Source organism: Kineococcus sp. R86509 (assembly GCF_042466365.1).
GTDB lineage: Bacteria > Actinomycetota > Actinomycetes > Actinomycetales > Kineococcaceae > Kineococcus.
On the sequence record NZ_JAXHCE010000001.1, the window covers coordinates 4,995,198 to 5,009,961 of the forward strand.

The window sequence follows — 14,764 nt, forward strand, 5'->3', positions numbered from 1 at the left end:
CGCCGCGCGTCCGGCGTGCGCGGTCGCGCGTGCCTGCTCACCCCTGTGCCGACACCGACGACCCTGCCGAGACACCGCGCAACGCGGCGTAGGTGCGGTTGCCCGCGGCCGCGGACCGCAGCTCCTGGGCGGCCACGTCGATGTACTGCTGGGACGTCGTGAGGCTCTGGTGGCCCAGCAGCCGCATGATCTCCACGGCGCTTCCCCCGGCGGCGACGACCTCGGTCGCGAAGGTGTGGCGCAGAGCGTGCACCGAGGCACCCCGCGCCACCCGGTCGTGGATCCCGGCCGCCCGGTAGGCGGTGCGGACGAGGTACTGCAGCTGGTTGCGGGTCAGGGCCGTGCCACGGGTGTCGACGAACATCGCCGCGTCCAGCGGCAGCACCGCGGGGCGGGCGAAGCGCGCACGACGCGAGGCCAGGTAGGTCTGCAGGACCTCCGCCAACGCCGCCTCGACGGGCACGCTGCGCTCGGCGTTGCCCTTGCCCAGGACCCGCAGACGCTGATCACCGTCAGCGCCGGCCAGGTCACCCACCCGCAGCCCCAGCAGTTCCGCGCTGCGGATGCCGCTCACGAGCAACGTCGCCACCACCGCGAGGTCCCGCTCCGGCCACGGATCACGAGCCCCGGGCCGGTCGAGCGCGACCGAGGACAGCAACAGTTCCGGCGTGCGTTCCCCGCGCAGGGGTTTGGGACCCGTGCGGTCCGGGCGCGGTCGCTGCACACCGCCCATCGGGTTGCCCGGCAACGCGTCCTCCGCCACGAGGAAGGAGCAGAACCCGTTCCACGTCGACCAGCAGCGGGCGATGGAACTCCGTGCGTGGTCGGCGGCGAACTCCGCGAACGCCGCGCGCAGGGCGCGGACCGTGAGGTCGGCCACCAGGAGTTCCTCACCGGCGAAACGTCGCAGCCGGGGGAGCAGGACGGCGACGTCACGCCGCCGGGCGTCGGTGGTGTGCGGGGATTCCTTGCGGGGGAGTCGTGCGACGTCGTAGGCGTCGAGAGCGGCCTGCAGCGACGTCGAGGAGGTCACGACCTCGGGAACCCCGGACGACGGGGGAGTCATGTGACGATCATGTCGCACTGGGGGAGTTGTGTCAAGCACTTCCGTTGTGCCGCAACGGTTTTGTTTCAGTGCAGAGGAGATCTGGAACGGGGGAGTCGTCCGCATATTCGTCGTTATGCGGAGTTCGGGCGGCGGGCCGCTGGTCCGGGTGTGGGGTCACCGTGCGGATCGCGCCGGCCGAGCGTCGTGGTCGTCCGGGTGCGAGGTCACCGCGTGGGTGGTGGACGACCGCGAGGTCGTCGCGCACGCGGACGAACGCGACGGCGTGGTGGTCGATGCGGGATGCGTTGACGCATCGAGTCGACGCGTCGGGTCGGTGGGCGAGCCGGAAACGTGGGAACCGACGGGTCGATGGCTGGTTCGGAGCGCCCCTTCGGCGACGGATCACCACGCTGTGAGTCAAGCCGATAATCGACATTATGACAATCTACGGACGAGACGCCCTCCCCGGCACGTCACCCCTTCCGCGGCGGTCGAGCGCCGTCAGGGGCAGGTCAGGGTCAATCAGTTGCCGTACCGCGTCGATGGTCACGACTGAGCCCGTCTCCAGAGCCCGGGGACGGTCGACGCGCGGGAGGCGCCGGTGAGCACGACGACCCTCGCCGTCCGGTCGGCGGCGCGCAGCCTCGGCTTCGCCCTCGTCTTCGCGGTCGCCGTCCTCCTGGGACACACCACGATCATGGACGGCACCAGCCTGAGCCTCGTGTGGCCCGCGGCGGGTGTGTCGGCGGCGTGGTTCGCCGTGCAGCGTGACGCCGGGACCCGCCGTCTGGACGTCGCCCTGCTGGCCCTGCTCACCTGGTCGCTCAACGTGGCCACCGGCGCCGGTCCCGTGCTCGCCCTCTTCTTCGTGCTCGCCAACCTCCTGCAGGTCGAGGTCTTCGTCGCCCTACTGCGCCGGTGGTGCCCACACCTGTGGGGTGCCGGCGGGCGTGAACCCCTCACCGGGACCCGCACCCTGGCCCGCCTGCTGGGTGCGGCCGCCGCCGTCGGTGACGTCCTCGACGCCCGCCGCCGCCCGGATCCCCCGGTCCGACCCGTCTCCCGGGGTTGACGGCGACCGGCCGTCGCGCTGTACTTGTCGAAGTCGTCAAGTACCGGAGACCCACGTGGATGACCAGTTGAGCGTCACCTTCGCCGCCCTCGCCGACCCCACCCGTCGAGCCCTGCTCGCCCAGCTCGCCCGGGGTGAGGCGACCGTGAACGAACTCGCCGCGCCGCACGCGATGACGTTGCCCGCGATCTCCCGGCACCTCACGGTCCTGGAGAGCGCCGGACTCGTGGTCAAGGGCCGGCGGGCGCAGTGGCGGCCCTGCCGGCTCGCCACCGAACCCCTGCGGGCCGTCGACGACTGGATGGACGACTACCGCCGGTTCTTCACCGACCGGTTCGACCGACTCGCCGAGCACCTGTCGAAGGAGACACCATGAGCACGGGACCGAGCACCGAGACCACAGGACGCAGCATCACCCTGTTCCGCGACTACCCCGTCGCCCCGGAACGGGTGTTCGCGGCGTGGACCGAACCCGGAGAGCTGGAGTGGTTCTCGGGACTGCCTGCAGCGCAGTCGGAACCGAGCGTGGACCTGCGCGTCGGGGGGTACTGGAGGGTCCTGCTCCAGGAAGGGCCGGGAGGTCGCCGCTACGCGACCGGTGGACGCTACCTGCAGATCGACGCCCCGCACCGTCTGGTGTTCAGCTGGGGGGCGGTGGGGGGCTGGCCGGAACTCGACCCCGACGACGTCGACGCCACTCCCCTGGTGTCACTGGACTTCGTCGCCACCGACGACGGAACGCGCATGACGGCCCGACTCAGCCTCTCGGAGAACCTCGAGCCGGGTCAGGTCGAGCACTGGTTCGGCCTGGGCATCCGGGAGGGCTGGACGACGACGATCGACCGCCTCGCCGCTGCGGTGGGCTAGCAGGGTCAGGGTGTCCCGCCCGAAGGAGAACACCAGGCAGGCCAGGGCCAGGACCAACCCGGCCCGTGCCGCCGGAACCGGCACGACCGGGACCAGGGCGAGGATCAACGCGACGGCCTGGACGACGGCGAACACCTTGCGGGAGTAGCGGAACGGCAACTCGCCCCGCAGTCGCGGCAGGACGCGGGCCGCGCCGACCCACAGGTAGCGCATCGCGCCGATGGCGATCACCCAGAACCCCTGGGTGAGCGCCGCGGTCAGCGAGAGCACCAGCAGCAGGGCGGCGTCGACCTCCATGTCCAACCGGGCGCCGGCGGGCGTCGCGGTACCGGTGCGGCGCGCGACGTAGCCGTCGACGCCGTCGAGCACCAACGCCGGGACGGCGAGCCCGACCAGCCACCAGGGGCGCGGCCCGACGACTCCGGTGAGGGCGAGGACCGCGACCGTCGCGCACCCACCCACGAGCACCGTCCGGGCCAGCGTCACCCGGTCCGCCGGGCCCGACCAGCGGTCACGGCGCGAACCCACGGCCACCGCGGCGCACGCGACCAGCCCGATGCCGGCGATCGCCGCGGCCCCCTGCGACAGCGCCACCCCGGCGTAGAAGGCCAGGGCGGCGCAGACCAGCACCGACACCGCCAGCGCGATCGCACCGTCACGCACACTCTTCCCCACGGCGGGCACAACGAGGCAGCCGCGGGGAAGGTTCAGCGGGCCCAGAACTCCTGGTGGGACCGCGTCAGCCAGCCGTCCACCCAGGCCCGGTCGCCGGACTCCGGGAGGTCGCTCGCCCCGACCGCGACGAGCAGGTCGACCTCCAGGTCCGCGACCCACGCCTCGACGTCGGTCAAGGCCCACTCGCCCCGGCGCACCGAGCGCAACGCGTCCAGCTCCGGGCCCGGCACGGGCAACGTGACCCGGCCGGTGCGCAGCAGCTCCAGGCCCTGCAGCCCGAGGCGCAGCGCGTGGGTGGCCGGTTTCGGGGCGTAGCCGGGACCGGAGCGTCGCGCCCGCACCGCGGCCCGACGACCACGTTCACCGAGGAACGCGGCGCGCTGCGACCGCAGGTAGCCCAGGAACCGTCGTCCGGTCGTGCGCGAGGCGAAGCGGTGGGCGTTCTCGCGCAGTTCCCGGCCGGCGTCGGTCACCGCGACGACCTCGGTGTCGGGAACCCACAACGGCAGCAGCACCGTGGGGTTCCCGGCCAGGGCCAGCCGCGCCCACTTCCGGGCGCTGTACACGACGACGTCGAGGTCCCCCGGGCCGGACTTCTCGGCCAGCCCGCGCGGGCGGGCCCAGGCGGTGTGCAGTTCGTACTGCTCGAAGGGGATCTCGCGACCGCCCGGGGTGCGCACCCGGGCGAGACCGGTCACGAACTCCACGGGCTCCAGGCACAGGCCGAGTTCGTCGCGGTCGTCCTGACCGGCGAGGGCGGTGCCGTGCACCCCGCTGCCCACCTGGGTCAGCAGCACGGTGCGGCCTCGGCGAGGCGGCGGGCCTCCTCACCGGCGTGCGGGTGTCTGATCACCGGTTCAGGCTAGGCAGTGGGACCCGCACTCCACCAACCGTTTTCAGAGCCGGGACAACCGCTCGAGCAGGGTTCCGGCGAAGTCCCCGGGGATCTCCAGGGCGACCCGGGTGCCGCCCGGGTAGGCCGTCGGGAAACCCTGGTAGACGTCGCGCAGGTCGGCGATCGTCTGCCCGCGGCCCGGCCCGTCGGTGTGGTCGACGACGACGGGAACGGTCGGGGCCACCGCGAGCTCCACCTCGCCGGTCGCGACGGCCGCGGCCAGCGGGTCGTGCAGGACGGCGCAGGGCCGGCCGTAGCGCTGGGCGTAGAACGCGTAGTAGTACTCGAGCATCTGCGCGATGGCCGTGGTGACGGGGGTTCCCACGGCGAGGAGTTCCTGGCGGTGCGATTCCTCGAAGACGTGCTTCATCGTGACGTCGAGGCCGATCATCGTCAGGTCGAAACCCGCGGTGAACACGGTGTGGGCGGCGAGCGGGTCGTTGGCGACGTTCGCCTCCGCCAGCGCCGACACGTTCCCCGGTGCCATCGCGGCCCCACCCATGACGGTGAACCTCCCGACGAGTTCGGGCAGTCGGGGTTCGAGTTCCAGGGCGAGGGCGACGTTGGTGAAGGGCCCGATGGCCAGCAGGTCGAGTTCACCGGGGTGCGCACGGGCGGCGTCGACGATGGCCTGCGCGCCGCTCGTGCCGGTCGGCTCGGCCGCGGCGCGCGGCAGCGTCACCTCGCCGATCCCGTTCACGCCGTGGACCTCGGGCGCGCCACCGGAGTAGGCGTGGTCGAGGAAGTCGTGGGCGCCGACGCTGACGGGGACGTCGGGCCGGCCCATCATGGCCAGCAGGTCCAGCGTGTTGCGGGCGCCGCCGGCGGCGTCCAGGTTGCCGCTGACGGTGGAGACACCGACGAGGTCGACCCCCGGGGTCGCCGCCAGCCAGCCGATGGCCATGGCGTCGTCGATGCCGGTGTCGCAGTCGAGGAAGAAGGGCGCGTTCACCGCCGCAGTCTAGTGTCCTCCACCCGTAATCCGCTGCAAAAGTCGTCCAAGTGAGGCAAGGATCTCGTCCGCGGACTTGGCCCAGATGAACGGCTTCGGATTCTCGCTCCAGGCTGCTGCCCAAGCCCGCAGGTCGGCTTCAAGGGCCTGAACGCTGCGGTGGTCACTGCGGCGCAGCAAATCATCAGTGACGTAAGCGAAGAGACGCTCAACCTGATTCAACCAGGAAGAGTAAGTCGGGGTGAAGTGCAGAACGAAGCGCGGATGCCTCCTCAGCCACGCCTCGATCGTGGGGTGCTTGTGGGTTCCGTAGTCGTCGCAGACGACGTGCACCTCGAGGTCATCGGGAACCTCCTGGTCAATCTTGGTCAGGAACTTCTTGAACTCCACCGACCGGTGCCGACGGTGGGTCGCTGAGATCACCGCGCCGTCGGCGATGTTCAGCGCGGCGAACAAGGTCGTGGTGTTGTGGCGGATGTAATCATGCGTCCGCTTCTCCGGCATGCCCGGCATCATCGGGAACGCCGGCTGAGAACGGGCAAGGGCCTGGACCTGGGACTTCTCGTCCACACACAGCACCACCGCCGACCCCGGTGGGTTCAGGTAGAGCCCCACGACGTCATGGACCTTCTCCACGAACAGGGGATCGTTGGACAGCTTGATCCCGTCACTACGGTGCGGTTTGAGACCGAACGCCTTCCAGATCCGACCGATCGTGGTGGGACTCAACCCGCTGCGCTGGGCCATCTTCGACCGGCTCCAGTGCGTAGCGTTGGCGGGCGTCGACTCCAAGGTGTCGATCACCACCGCCTCCACCTGCTCGGCGGTGATCGAGGCGGGACGTCCTGGGCGCGGCTCGTCACTGAGCCCGTCAAGCCGGTCGGTGACGAAACGGCTGCGCCATTTCCCGACCGTGGCTTGAGAGCAGCCCAGCCGGGCTGCGACCTCCTGATTGTTGGCGCAGTGCTCGCACTCCAGCACGATCCGAGAACGCAACGCCAACGCCTAGGACGAAGTGTGGCGACGCGCCCAGCGCTGCAACTGATCCCGCTCCTCATCACTCAGCACCAGCTCGGGTTTGGGACGTCCAGTCCGGGCCATGAGACGAACCTACGACTTATCGAGCGAAACTCAAGTGCGGGACACTAGTGGTCAGCTCGAAGAGTCCTTGATCACATGACCTGCACATCTCGCTACCAGCCGCGTGATCAAGGATACGACACCGTCGGTGGCCGTGGGTACAGCACTTCCGACGATACCGCGCACGGCCGAGACTATCGAGCAGCAACTGCACTACGTCGCTGCCCATCCCGGCGTGGCGCAACGACTGGCCTTCCGAGCCCGTATCGTCCTGGCCGCTACCAAGAAGTCCTTGCGCTCAGCCTGGATCCACCACCGAATGACCGATGAGCTCGTGGTGACCTGCCGAAGGCAGGTCACCACGAGCAGGGCATCAGATAGCTGCCGACCGGGTGTTGGCTCTTCCACGGCGATTCCTGGTCGTGCCCTCTCGGGCGGTGGGCGTCGGGCAGTGCTCAGATCCGGCGGGTCACGACCGGCTGATGCCGGTCGATTTCAACGATGGCGGCCAACACGTTCTCCAAGCCGGACTGCCAGGGCCAGCCGGACGGGGCGTGCAACCGCAGCCGACGAGCCGAGAACGCGACCCGCGCAGGCAAGCTGATCAGCTTGCCCCGGATCGTCCCAGCACGTTCGCGACGGTGGGTCGTCCCCGCCAACGCGGCAATGGCTCGGGTCAGGTTGTGCGTGATCGCGGCCAACACCAACCAGGCAGCGTTGGCCTGGAACTTCCCCGACGGCAGATGCGCCAACGGCCCGTCCTTGGCCTCGGCGATCACCGACTCGATCACCGCGTGCGCGCGGTGATCTTTCTCCGCGACCAGCATCGGCAGCGGGGAGTCGGTGAACACCGCGTGATAGCGATAGGTCTCGAACAACTCACCCTGCCCCCGACCGAGAGCGGCGGGGTTCAACCGTTTGACGCGGCGGACGATCAACCGCGCCCTCACGTGCTCAGCCTTCCTGCGGCCGGTGAACGCGGTGTAGGTCGTCTCGGCGACCTCGGCATCAGAAACCCAGCGCCGGTCGTCTTCATCCCAGACCGCGTCGGTGTACTTGATCGGCGTCCAGGCATCGTCGGCGATGCCCGCGATCGCCCGCCGGACAGCGGGATTGCTGCGAGCGGTGAGGGAGAAGCGGGCCCGGCCGCGGCGGGCGGCGGCGATCACGGCGTGGTTGTAGTAGGCCGAATCGGCCCGCACGATCACCAACCCGCCACCGGTAGCCGCACCAGCACCAGCACCAGCACCGGTGCCGGTGCCGGTGCCGGTGCCGGTGCGTTTGAGGGTCGCTAGGGCATCGCCCAGTAGTTTCGGCGCACCCTTAGCGCTGGCGACCGATCCCTTTCGCAAGCGGGTTCCCACGATCACCGGCGTGCTGGCCGGGGTGGTCGCGGTCACCAGCATCGCGTTCAGGCCTTTGACTTTCGAGTAGCCGTATCCGGCGCCCTGCTTGGCGTAGCCGTAGGTCTGGCGGATGGTGTCGTCGACATCGACGTAGAGGATCTGGTCGGCATCGGCCAGTAGCGGTGACCCAACCGCGGCGGTCGTGGTCTGCAGGCCGGTCAGGAACCGGGCCGCGACGGCGTCGAGTTGGCGGACGTGGCCGTGAGTGAAGGTCCGCAGGAACGTCCCCAAGGTCGAGGGGGCGCGGACGTCGTCGAACAGTTTCGTGTTCGCGCCGTGTCGCAGGACGTCCATGTCGTCGATGCTGTCGGCGCCGACTAACATCCCGGCGACCAGGCCGGTGGCCTTGGCCGCAGCGTTAGCCGACCCGGGCCCGGCGAGGGTGAGGTGCTGGCCGAGCAGGTCGTGCAGGCCCGCGGTCTGGGCCAGTTGCAGGGCCGGGGCCAGGCCGGCGTGGGCGATGAGGTTTGGGTCGTCGAAGGTGATCGAGGACGCCGCCGCGGTGGTGGGGAGGGCGTGCGAGACTTGCATTTGGCGGGTGTCTTCCTTGCTGCTGCGTTGGAACCGTAGAGAAGTCCCATCGTTGCAGGTCAGAAGCCACCCGCCGCCTCACGTACTGGCCCCCGCAGCATCACGGGACGGTGGATCCAGGCTCAGTCACCACCGCCCACGACACCACCCGCAACACCGTCCGCAAGTGGGCGCAGCGAGTCAGCGCCGACGGCCTGCAGGGACTGCTGGACGCACCCCGCTGCGGCCGCCCGGTCCTCTACCCCGACGCAGCTGTCCGCGACCTGGTAACCGTGGCCACCACCCAACGACCAGGCCCATACCCGTTGTGGACCCACCACGCCCTACGCGAGGCGATGTGGAACCTGAACTGGGGCGTGACCTGCTCCTGGGTCACCACCACGTTGAACGGGCTGGGCTTGAAGGTGCACCGCGTCCACGGCTGGATCCACCGCCGCCCCGCCCCCGACTTCGACGCCAAAGTGATTGCCGTGCAACACGCTGTCAGCAACGCACGGATCGGTGGGAGACCGGTCCTGAGCTTGGACGAGAAGACCGCTCACCCGGTCCGGACCCCTGTCCGCGCCGATACCCGCGCCGGTGACGGCACCGTGCGACGGGAGTTCGAGTACGTCCGCAAGGGCACCGTGTCCTGGTACGGCGTTCAGGACTGCGCCACCGGAGCCGTCTCGATGATCCGGTCCCGGTCGCGGATGAACTCGGCGGCGCTCATCGAGATCCTCGAGCACCTCAAGGGCGTCCACGGCAACGACTTCGTAGTGATCATGGACAACGGGCCGGCGCACACCAGTCGGGCCACCACGGCCTGGCTGGCCGAGCATCCCGACATCGAGGTCTCCTTCACCCCAAAGCACGCCTCGTGGGTGAATCCGATCGAGTCGGTGTTCGGGATTGTGACCCGCCAGGTCCTCAAACACGGGTGGTTCACCACCGCCGACGACTGTGATCAGGTCGTTCAGGACTGGACTGGAGACCGGAACCGGACCCGGCGGCCAGTGAGCCTTTGTCAGTAGCGACTTGATCATGACGGTGCGTCACGTCGTGCGGTCGTGTTCGCGGTGGAGGACGATGAGGGCAGCAGCGACGATCGCCCCGATGCGCCAGGGGCAGAGGGTGACGTGCTTGAGGGCCTTGAAGGTGTTCTTCAGCAGGGAGTTGCCGCGTTCGGCGACGGCGCGAGTGGCGGAGTGCAGTGCGTTGAAACAGGCCTGGTCTTCGGTCAAGTTCTGGCCCTTGACGTGCTTGGTCGGGCAGGTGAGGCGGCCGCGTTCACCTTCGTAACCCAGGTCGGCCAGAACGGCGTGCTCCTCGTCGCGCCATGCGGTGAGGGAGTCCAGGAGGCCCGGGTGGGCTCGGGCGCAGGTCGTGTCGTGCTCGCGTCCGGGGCGGACGGGAGAAACCCAGATCGGCCAGCCGTCGGGTGCGGTGACGACTTGGATGTTACCGCCGTGGTGATGGTGCTTGCCCGACCACCAGAGGTTTACTCCTGCAGTTGGTCCTTTCACCGAGACTCGGTCGGTTGCGATGAGGGTTCCGTCGATCATGACGTGGCTGTGGCCGGCGGTCCGGGCGGCCAGCAACGCCCCGACCAGCGAAGGCACCTGCCCGGCCAGGACGTCGAGGGTTTCGTGGATGTAGCGGTAGGCGGTCTTGAGCCCGATCACGTTGTCGACGGCGAGCTGGCGCATCCGGATCGCATCGACCAGCCAGCGGCAGAACAGCACCGCCTGGTCGAAGGGCCTCAGTCGCCGGCGGCCGCGGCGGGTTCCACGCATCTGCTGGTCCCGGTGCAGCAACTCGGCGACGTAGGTGACCGTGGCGCGGGAGATGGGCAGCACGGCGCGGTAGGTGACAGGATCGAGCACGGCGGGACTCCGGTAGGGACGGTCGGACTGTGAGAGGAATGACCATCCTCCGGGGTTCCGTCCTTACTGCCGACCATCAAACCCGTCGCCGTCACCCTCCGCCACCGGCCCGGTGCTACTGACAAGGGCTCAGTGAGCCATTCTCAGTAGCGGCCTGACGGTCACGGGCGGTGACGCCGGTGGTGGTGCCGCAAGGGCTGAGGTGGCGGGTGGAGGTGAAACTCCGGTAAACGGAGGGCTTCCTACAGCAACATCCACCACCGGAGCTCCACCGTGTCTCATCCTGTCACCTACACCGCTGTACTGCCCACTTCCCGGGCCACCGTCCAGCACATCGCCACCCTCCTGCTGCGTCACCGATTCAAGGTGGGGACGCGCGCTGGGCGGCGGGTGCTGGGCTGCTTCGCTCAGGCGGTGCTGATCTGCCGGTTCCTACTCGATGCCGTACGGGTGTCGCAACTGGCCCGCGACAACGCCATGGGAACCTCTACCGCCTACCGCTACGTGCACGAGGCCCTCGACGTCCTGGCTGCCCAGGCGCCCGGGCTGCGCTCGGCACTGCTGGCCGCGCACGCCGCCGGCCACACTCATGTAAGCCTTGACGGCACGCTGGTGGCGACCAACCGCGTTGGCGTGCATGGACCTACGATGCGAAGAGGCAGGCGCGAAGGGCAGCGAGTAGACCTCTGGTGGTCAGGTAAGCACCGCCGCCACGGCGGCAACGTCCAGGTACTCACCGCTCCCGACGGCTGGCCAATCTGGGTCTCGCCGCTACGACCGGGCCGCGAGCACGACACCACCTGCGCCCGCACTCATCCCGATCTCCTCGACGCGCTGGATGAGTTCACCGCCGCCGACCACAAGGTCCTCGCCGACCTGGGCTACGAAGGCGAACGCGACCGGCTCATCTGCCCGAACAAGCAGCCCAAGGACGGGGACCTGACCGTCTCCGAACGTAGTTTCAACCGTGTCCATGCGCACGTACGAGCCCGTGCTGAGCAAGGCAACGCCAGGCTGAAGAACTACCGCGTCTTGCAGAAGGTCACCCTCTGCCCCTGGCGGATCGGCGCCATCACCGCCGCGGTCCTGGTCGTGCTGCATCTCGAGCACGACCGCACCACATGACGCACAGTTACCGTCCAGCCGCTACAGAGAAGAGCTCAGTGACCCGAATTCGGTGCGGCGATCAGTAGATCGTTGCCTCCACCCCGACGATGTTCAGGTTCTCCCGGGCCAAGGTCTTCTGCAGGTACTGCCGGTCGGCGACCTCCCCGGCGAGCCAGGCGAACGGGTCGTCGCCCTCGCTGCGCGAGCGTGCGAGGGCCTTGGAGACGGCGTAGCCGCCCTTGGCGCCGACCTCGACGGTCGTCCCGTTCTGCAGGGTCACGCGGAAGCGGACGTTCTTGCGGCCCCCGCGCTGGCTGCGCGCGGCGCGGCGCAACGCCCCCAGCAGGCCCTGGCGAGCCCGCTCCCGCCCGCTGCCTTCACTGCGCGGTGCCGTCACCGTGTGCTGCCGCACCCCGCCCGGCAGGTAGGTCGTGCTGTCACTGAAGGTCCCAGGTCGCGCTGCAGATCCGGTCGAAGCCGAAGAGCGCCCGCGGCCGCCGGGGGGAGGCGCCGGCGTCTGCCCCGCACCCCCGGCCTGCGCGGCTCCGGTGTCCTCCTGCGGGCGGCGCGTCGGTTCGGCCGCTCCGCGCGGCGCGCGCACCCGCACGAGCTCACCGTCGCGCCCGCGCCGGCGCGCCGGTGGCGCCTGAGTACGCCCGGTCTGGACCAGCTCGTTCAGGGCGGGGACGTACAGCTGTCCACTGCTCTCGCCCTGGACCACCTTGCGGATCATGCGGGGGGAGCGGCCGAGCTCGCGGGCGATCTCACTGACGCTGAGGCCGTAGGCGCGCAGGTTCGCGATGAGGTCGGCCGCGCTGGGCGTCGACGGGTCAGGCACCGGCCACCTCCGCCGGCATCCCGGCGACCGGGGCCACGGCCGTGTTCGCCAGGATCTCGGAGGACTGCGGCGGGGCGGTTGAGCTCGTCCCGGCTGCCTCCGCGCGCTGGCGCAACCGGTTGCGCTCCGCGGCGGTCGTCGGCAGCTTCACCGCAGGCAGCCACCCCTGCAGGCGCATCCGCCCGACGTCACCGTCATCACCACCACCGACGGAGACCGGTAGCGACCATCCCGGGACCTCGGTGGTGTAGATCGCGTCACCGTTGACCGCCAGCAACGTCGCCGGGTCGACCTCCAACGCACCTCCCAAGCTGGCCAGGCCCACCCCGGGCAGGCGCTTGGACAGGGCCGTGGGGCACTCCAGCACCCGGGCCCGACCCCGCGACCACACCTGCGCGGCCAGTTCCGGGCGGTACAGCGCTGCGGCCTGACCCTGCGGGCGCGGCGCGCGGGTGCGGAACACGAACGCCTCTCCGTAGCGCACCAACGTGGACGCGGCCGCGGGTGGCACCTCACGTGCCGACCACACGACCTGCGTGGTCTCCCGTCCCCGGGAGGCGAACGCGCCGATGCCCTGGATGAGGATCGCGCGCATCGCGCTGACCGCCGCCGCCCGCACCGACGGGGGCAGGTCCTGAGCCCCTGCCAGGCGCTCACGGGCGCGGCGGAGTCGGTCGGCCCAGGTGTCCAGGACGCGGGCCTTGGTGAACTCGAGGCCGTCGAGGAACTCGATGCCCCAGCCCTGGTCCAGGGCGATCTTCAGTTCCACGCCATCGACCCAGGTCTCACCGTGGGCGCCGGGGACGTTGGGGTAGTGCCAGCCCTCGTCGGCGTCCTCGTGGGCGACGGGCAGCAGGCCGAGGGTGTCCCAGCCTTCTCTGACGGTGAAGCGGACGTGGAAGCGGGCGCGGGCGTAAGGGTTGGACTCCAGGAGTTCCTCGGCCTGCTCCCCGGTCAGGCGCCGTGCGGGGCCGGTGCCGAGTTCGCGGCAGAGGGCGGCGTACATGAAGCGGCCGTCGACGTAGGCGAACCCACCCCGAGGTTGCTCACCCACGTCGACCAGCGGCCGGCAGGACCCGCACGCGCAGGCACCGGCGCCGGTGGTGAGGTGTTCGATGCGGTGCTGCCCGGCGGTGCGGTGCAACAACTCAGCAGTCTCGGGGTCGAGGGGTTCGGGATCCAGGGTCCGGGGCAGGGACTGCGCCCACAACTGCGTCCCCGTCGCGGCCGGGGACTTCAGCAGTTCCGCATCGCGGGCGACGGACTTCAACGCCTCCGAGGTGGCGACCCAGGCCTGACGGGCTTCGTCGGGGGTGAGGGAGGCGTCGGGGGAGGTGAACCACTCCGAGGCCAGGCGCACCTCCAGCTTGCGGCCGGTGATGTCGTGGGTGAAGCGCCCGGTGGGGGGACTGGAGAGCCAGTGCCCCCCGGCGCTCCAGCCGGGGGTTTCGGTGATGAGCCAGTGCTGCTCACCCAGGCCCTGCTGGGGGACCTTCCCGGTCAGCATGATCCGTTCGGCGGAGAGGTTGTGGGCGGTGTCGAGCAGGTCGACCAGGACCGGTCGTTTGCGGCGTCCGGTGATCTTGGGGGTGACGCGGGCACCGCTGTCGGTGACGCCGACACCGCTGACGTAGTCCAGCCACACGGTCGCGACGGGGCGAACCTTCCAGGGGGCGGGTCTCATCGGGGATCTCCTGTCGATCGTGACGTTGAGGGGGTGACGGTTCGCGCCGTCCTTGGCGCTGTCGTCGCTGTCGTCGATGTCGTTGTCGATGCCGAACTCGATGGCGTCCTGGTTCGGGCCCCGGCGGTGGTGGCTGTCAGCGTCGGGCCCAGGGGTTGAACGGCTGCTCCCTGCGCGGCGCGGAAGCGTCGCCCGGCGTAGCGCGCCCGCATCTGCTTGCTCGCCCGGCTCAGCTCGAAGCGCACCCGCCCGTCGTCGGCGAGGTGGAAGCCGCGGATGGCGGCCACCTCGACGACGAAGCCGCAGACGTCACCGACCAGGGTCGCTCCGAGGTAGTGCTCGGGCCGGCAGATCCACCACCCTGCCCACGCGTCCTCACGTTCAGCGGGGTTCAAGCCGTGGGTGGGGGCGAAGGCGTGCCAGCCCTGGTACCGGCGTCCGCCGCGGTGCAGGGGATCCGGGGTGAGGGGAGCGAGGTGGATGGCAAGGTCGGGGGAGGGGCTGGGCAGTTCCACCCAGGGACGTGTGGCGAGTTCGCGCACGCGGGCCTCGTCGTAGCGCCAGTGCCCGCCCTCGGTCTGCATCGCGCGCAGGGTGTCTTCGTCGCCCAGTAGGCCCGTCTCGCGCAGGCGGTTCAGCTGGGCGGGGTTCACACCCAACAGGGCTTGAGCGCGCGTTCCCCCGATGGGGGGTTCGGTGATCGTGGCTTGCTGGGGCATGGCTCGTCTCCGGGTCGGCGATGAC

General features: G+C 70.1%; 13 protein-coding genes and 2 pseudogenes. 5 read left to right on the forward strand and 10 right to left on the reverse strand.

Annotated features, from left to right (window positions below):
* Positions 1-37: 37 nt before the first annotated feature.
* Positions 38-1,066, reverse strand: a complete 1,029-nt coding sequence (locus tag SJY07_RS24425) for a tyrosine-type recombinase/integrase (protein ID WP_380161873.1) — start codon at positions 1,064-1,066, stop codon at positions 38-40.
* A 583-nt stretch (positions 1,067-1,649) separates the two neighbouring features.
* Here SJY07_RS24425 and SJY07_RS24430 point away from each other — a divergent pair.
* Genes SJY07_RS24430 through SJY07_RS24440 form a run of 3 tightly spaced genes read left to right on the forward strand, consistent with a single transcriptional unit; the run spans position 1,650 to position 2,987 of the window.
* The gene (locus SJY07_RS24430; protein ID WP_380161874.1) at positions 1,650-2,120 is read left to right on the forward strand and encodes a hypothetical protein; all 471 of its coding nucleotides are present in this window, start codon (positions 1,650-1,652) and stop codon (positions 2,118-2,120) included.
* 55 nt (positions 2,121-2,175) lie between these two features.
* Complete coding sequence (locus SJY07_RS24435; protein ID WP_380161875.1) at positions 2,176-2,496, forward strand: ArsR/SmtB family transcription factor; 321 nt, start codon at positions 2,176-2,178, stop codon at positions 2,494-2,496.
* The gene (locus SJY07_RS24440) at positions 2,493-2,987 is read left to right on the forward strand and encodes an SRPBCC domain-containing protein (protein WP_380161876.1); all 495 of its coding nucleotides are present in this window, start codon (positions 2,493-2,495) and stop codon (positions 2,985-2,987) included. The genes SJY07_RS24435 and SJY07_RS24440 overlap by 4 nt, the downstream gene beginning before the upstream one ends.
* 51 nt (positions 2,988-3,038) lie before the next feature.
* On the opposite strand, the pseudogene SJY07_RS24445 reads toward SJY07_RS24440, so the two are convergent.
* The 5 genes and pseudogenes from SJY07_RS24445 to SJY07_RS24465 form a co-directional block, all read right to left on the reverse strand.
* A pseudogene (locus SJY07_RS24445) lies at positions 3,039-3,671 on the reverse strand (CDP-alcohol phosphatidyltransferase family protein); the annotation flags it as partial.
* A 23-nt stretch (positions 3,672-3,694) separates the two neighbouring features.
* On the reverse strand, positions 3,695-4,459 hold the full coding sequence (locus tag SJY07_RS24450; protein WP_380161877.1) for a DNA polymerase beta superfamily protein: 765 nt from the start codon (positions 4,457-4,459) through the stop codon (positions 3,695-3,697).
* Positions 4,460-4,558: 99 nt separating this feature from the next.
* On the reverse strand, positions 4,559-5,509 hold the full coding sequence (locus tag SJY07_RS24455; RefSeq protein ID WP_380161878.1) for a nucleoside hydrolase: 951 nt from the start codon (positions 5,507-5,509) through the stop codon (positions 4,559-4,561).
* Positions 5,510-5,518: 9 nt separating this feature from the next.
* Positions 5,519-6,610: pseudogene (locus SJY07_RS24460) on the reverse strand (IS630 family transposase).
* A gap of 434 nt (positions 6,611-7,044) precedes the next feature.
* Entirely contained in the window at positions 7,045-8,526 is a 1,482-nt protein-coding gene (locus SJY07_RS24465) for an IS1380 family transposase (RefSeq protein WP_380156286.1), read from the reverse strand.
* A gap of 110 nt (positions 8,527-8,636) precedes the next feature.
* On the opposite strand from SJY07_RS24465, the gene SJY07_RS24470 reads away from it, so the two are divergent.
* Positions 8,637-9,539 carry an IS630 family transposase gene (locus SJY07_RS24470; protein ID WP_380161879.1) on the forward strand — a complete coding sequence of 301 codons (903 nt, stop codon included), beginning with the start codon at positions 8,637-8,639 and terminating at the stop codon, positions 9,537-9,539.
* 21 nt (positions 9,540-9,560) lie between these two features.
* Here the strand turns inward: SJY07_RS24470 and SJY07_RS24475 are convergent, their stop codons facing one another.
* The gene (locus SJY07_RS24475) at positions 9,561-10,364 is read right to left on the reverse strand and encodes a transposase family protein (protein ID WP_380162514.1); all 804 of its coding nucleotides are present in this window, start codon (positions 10,362-10,364) and stop codon (positions 9,561-9,563) included.
* Positions 10,365-10,643: 279 nt separating this feature from the next.
* On the opposite strand from SJY07_RS24475, the gene SJY07_RS24480 reads away from it, so the two are divergent.
* Entirely contained in the window at positions 10,644-11,516 is an 873-nt protein-coding gene (locus SJY07_RS24480; RefSeq protein ID WP_380162516.1) for a transposase family protein, read from the forward strand.
* Positions 11,517-11,577: 61 nt separating this feature from the next.
* Here SJY07_RS24480 and SJY07_RS24485 read toward each other — a convergent pair whose 3' ends face one another.
* Genes SJY07_RS24485 through SJY07_RS24495 form a run of 3 tightly spaced genes read right to left on the reverse strand, consistent with a single transcriptional unit; the run spans position 11,578 to position 14,739 of the window.
* On the reverse strand, positions 11,578-12,336 hold the full coding sequence (locus tag SJY07_RS24485) for a hypothetical protein (RefSeq protein WP_380161880.1): 759 nt from the start codon (positions 12,334-12,336) through the stop codon (positions 11,578-11,580).
* Positions 12,329-14,020: a hypothetical protein gene (locus SJY07_RS24490; protein WP_380161881.1), complete on the reverse strand. Its 1,692-nt coding sequence runs from the start codon at positions 14,018-14,020 to the stop codon at positions 12,329-12,331. Before SJY07_RS24490 ends, SJY07_RS24485 begins: the two co-directional genes overlap by 8 nt.
* Positions 14,017-14,739: a hypothetical protein gene (locus SJY07_RS24495; RefSeq protein WP_380161882.1), complete on the reverse strand. Its 723-nt coding sequence runs from the start codon at positions 14,737-14,739 to the stop codon at positions 14,017-14,019. The genes SJY07_RS24490 and SJY07_RS24495 overlap by 4 nt, the downstream gene beginning before the upstream one ends.
* Positions 14,740-14,764: the final 25 nt, after the last annotated feature.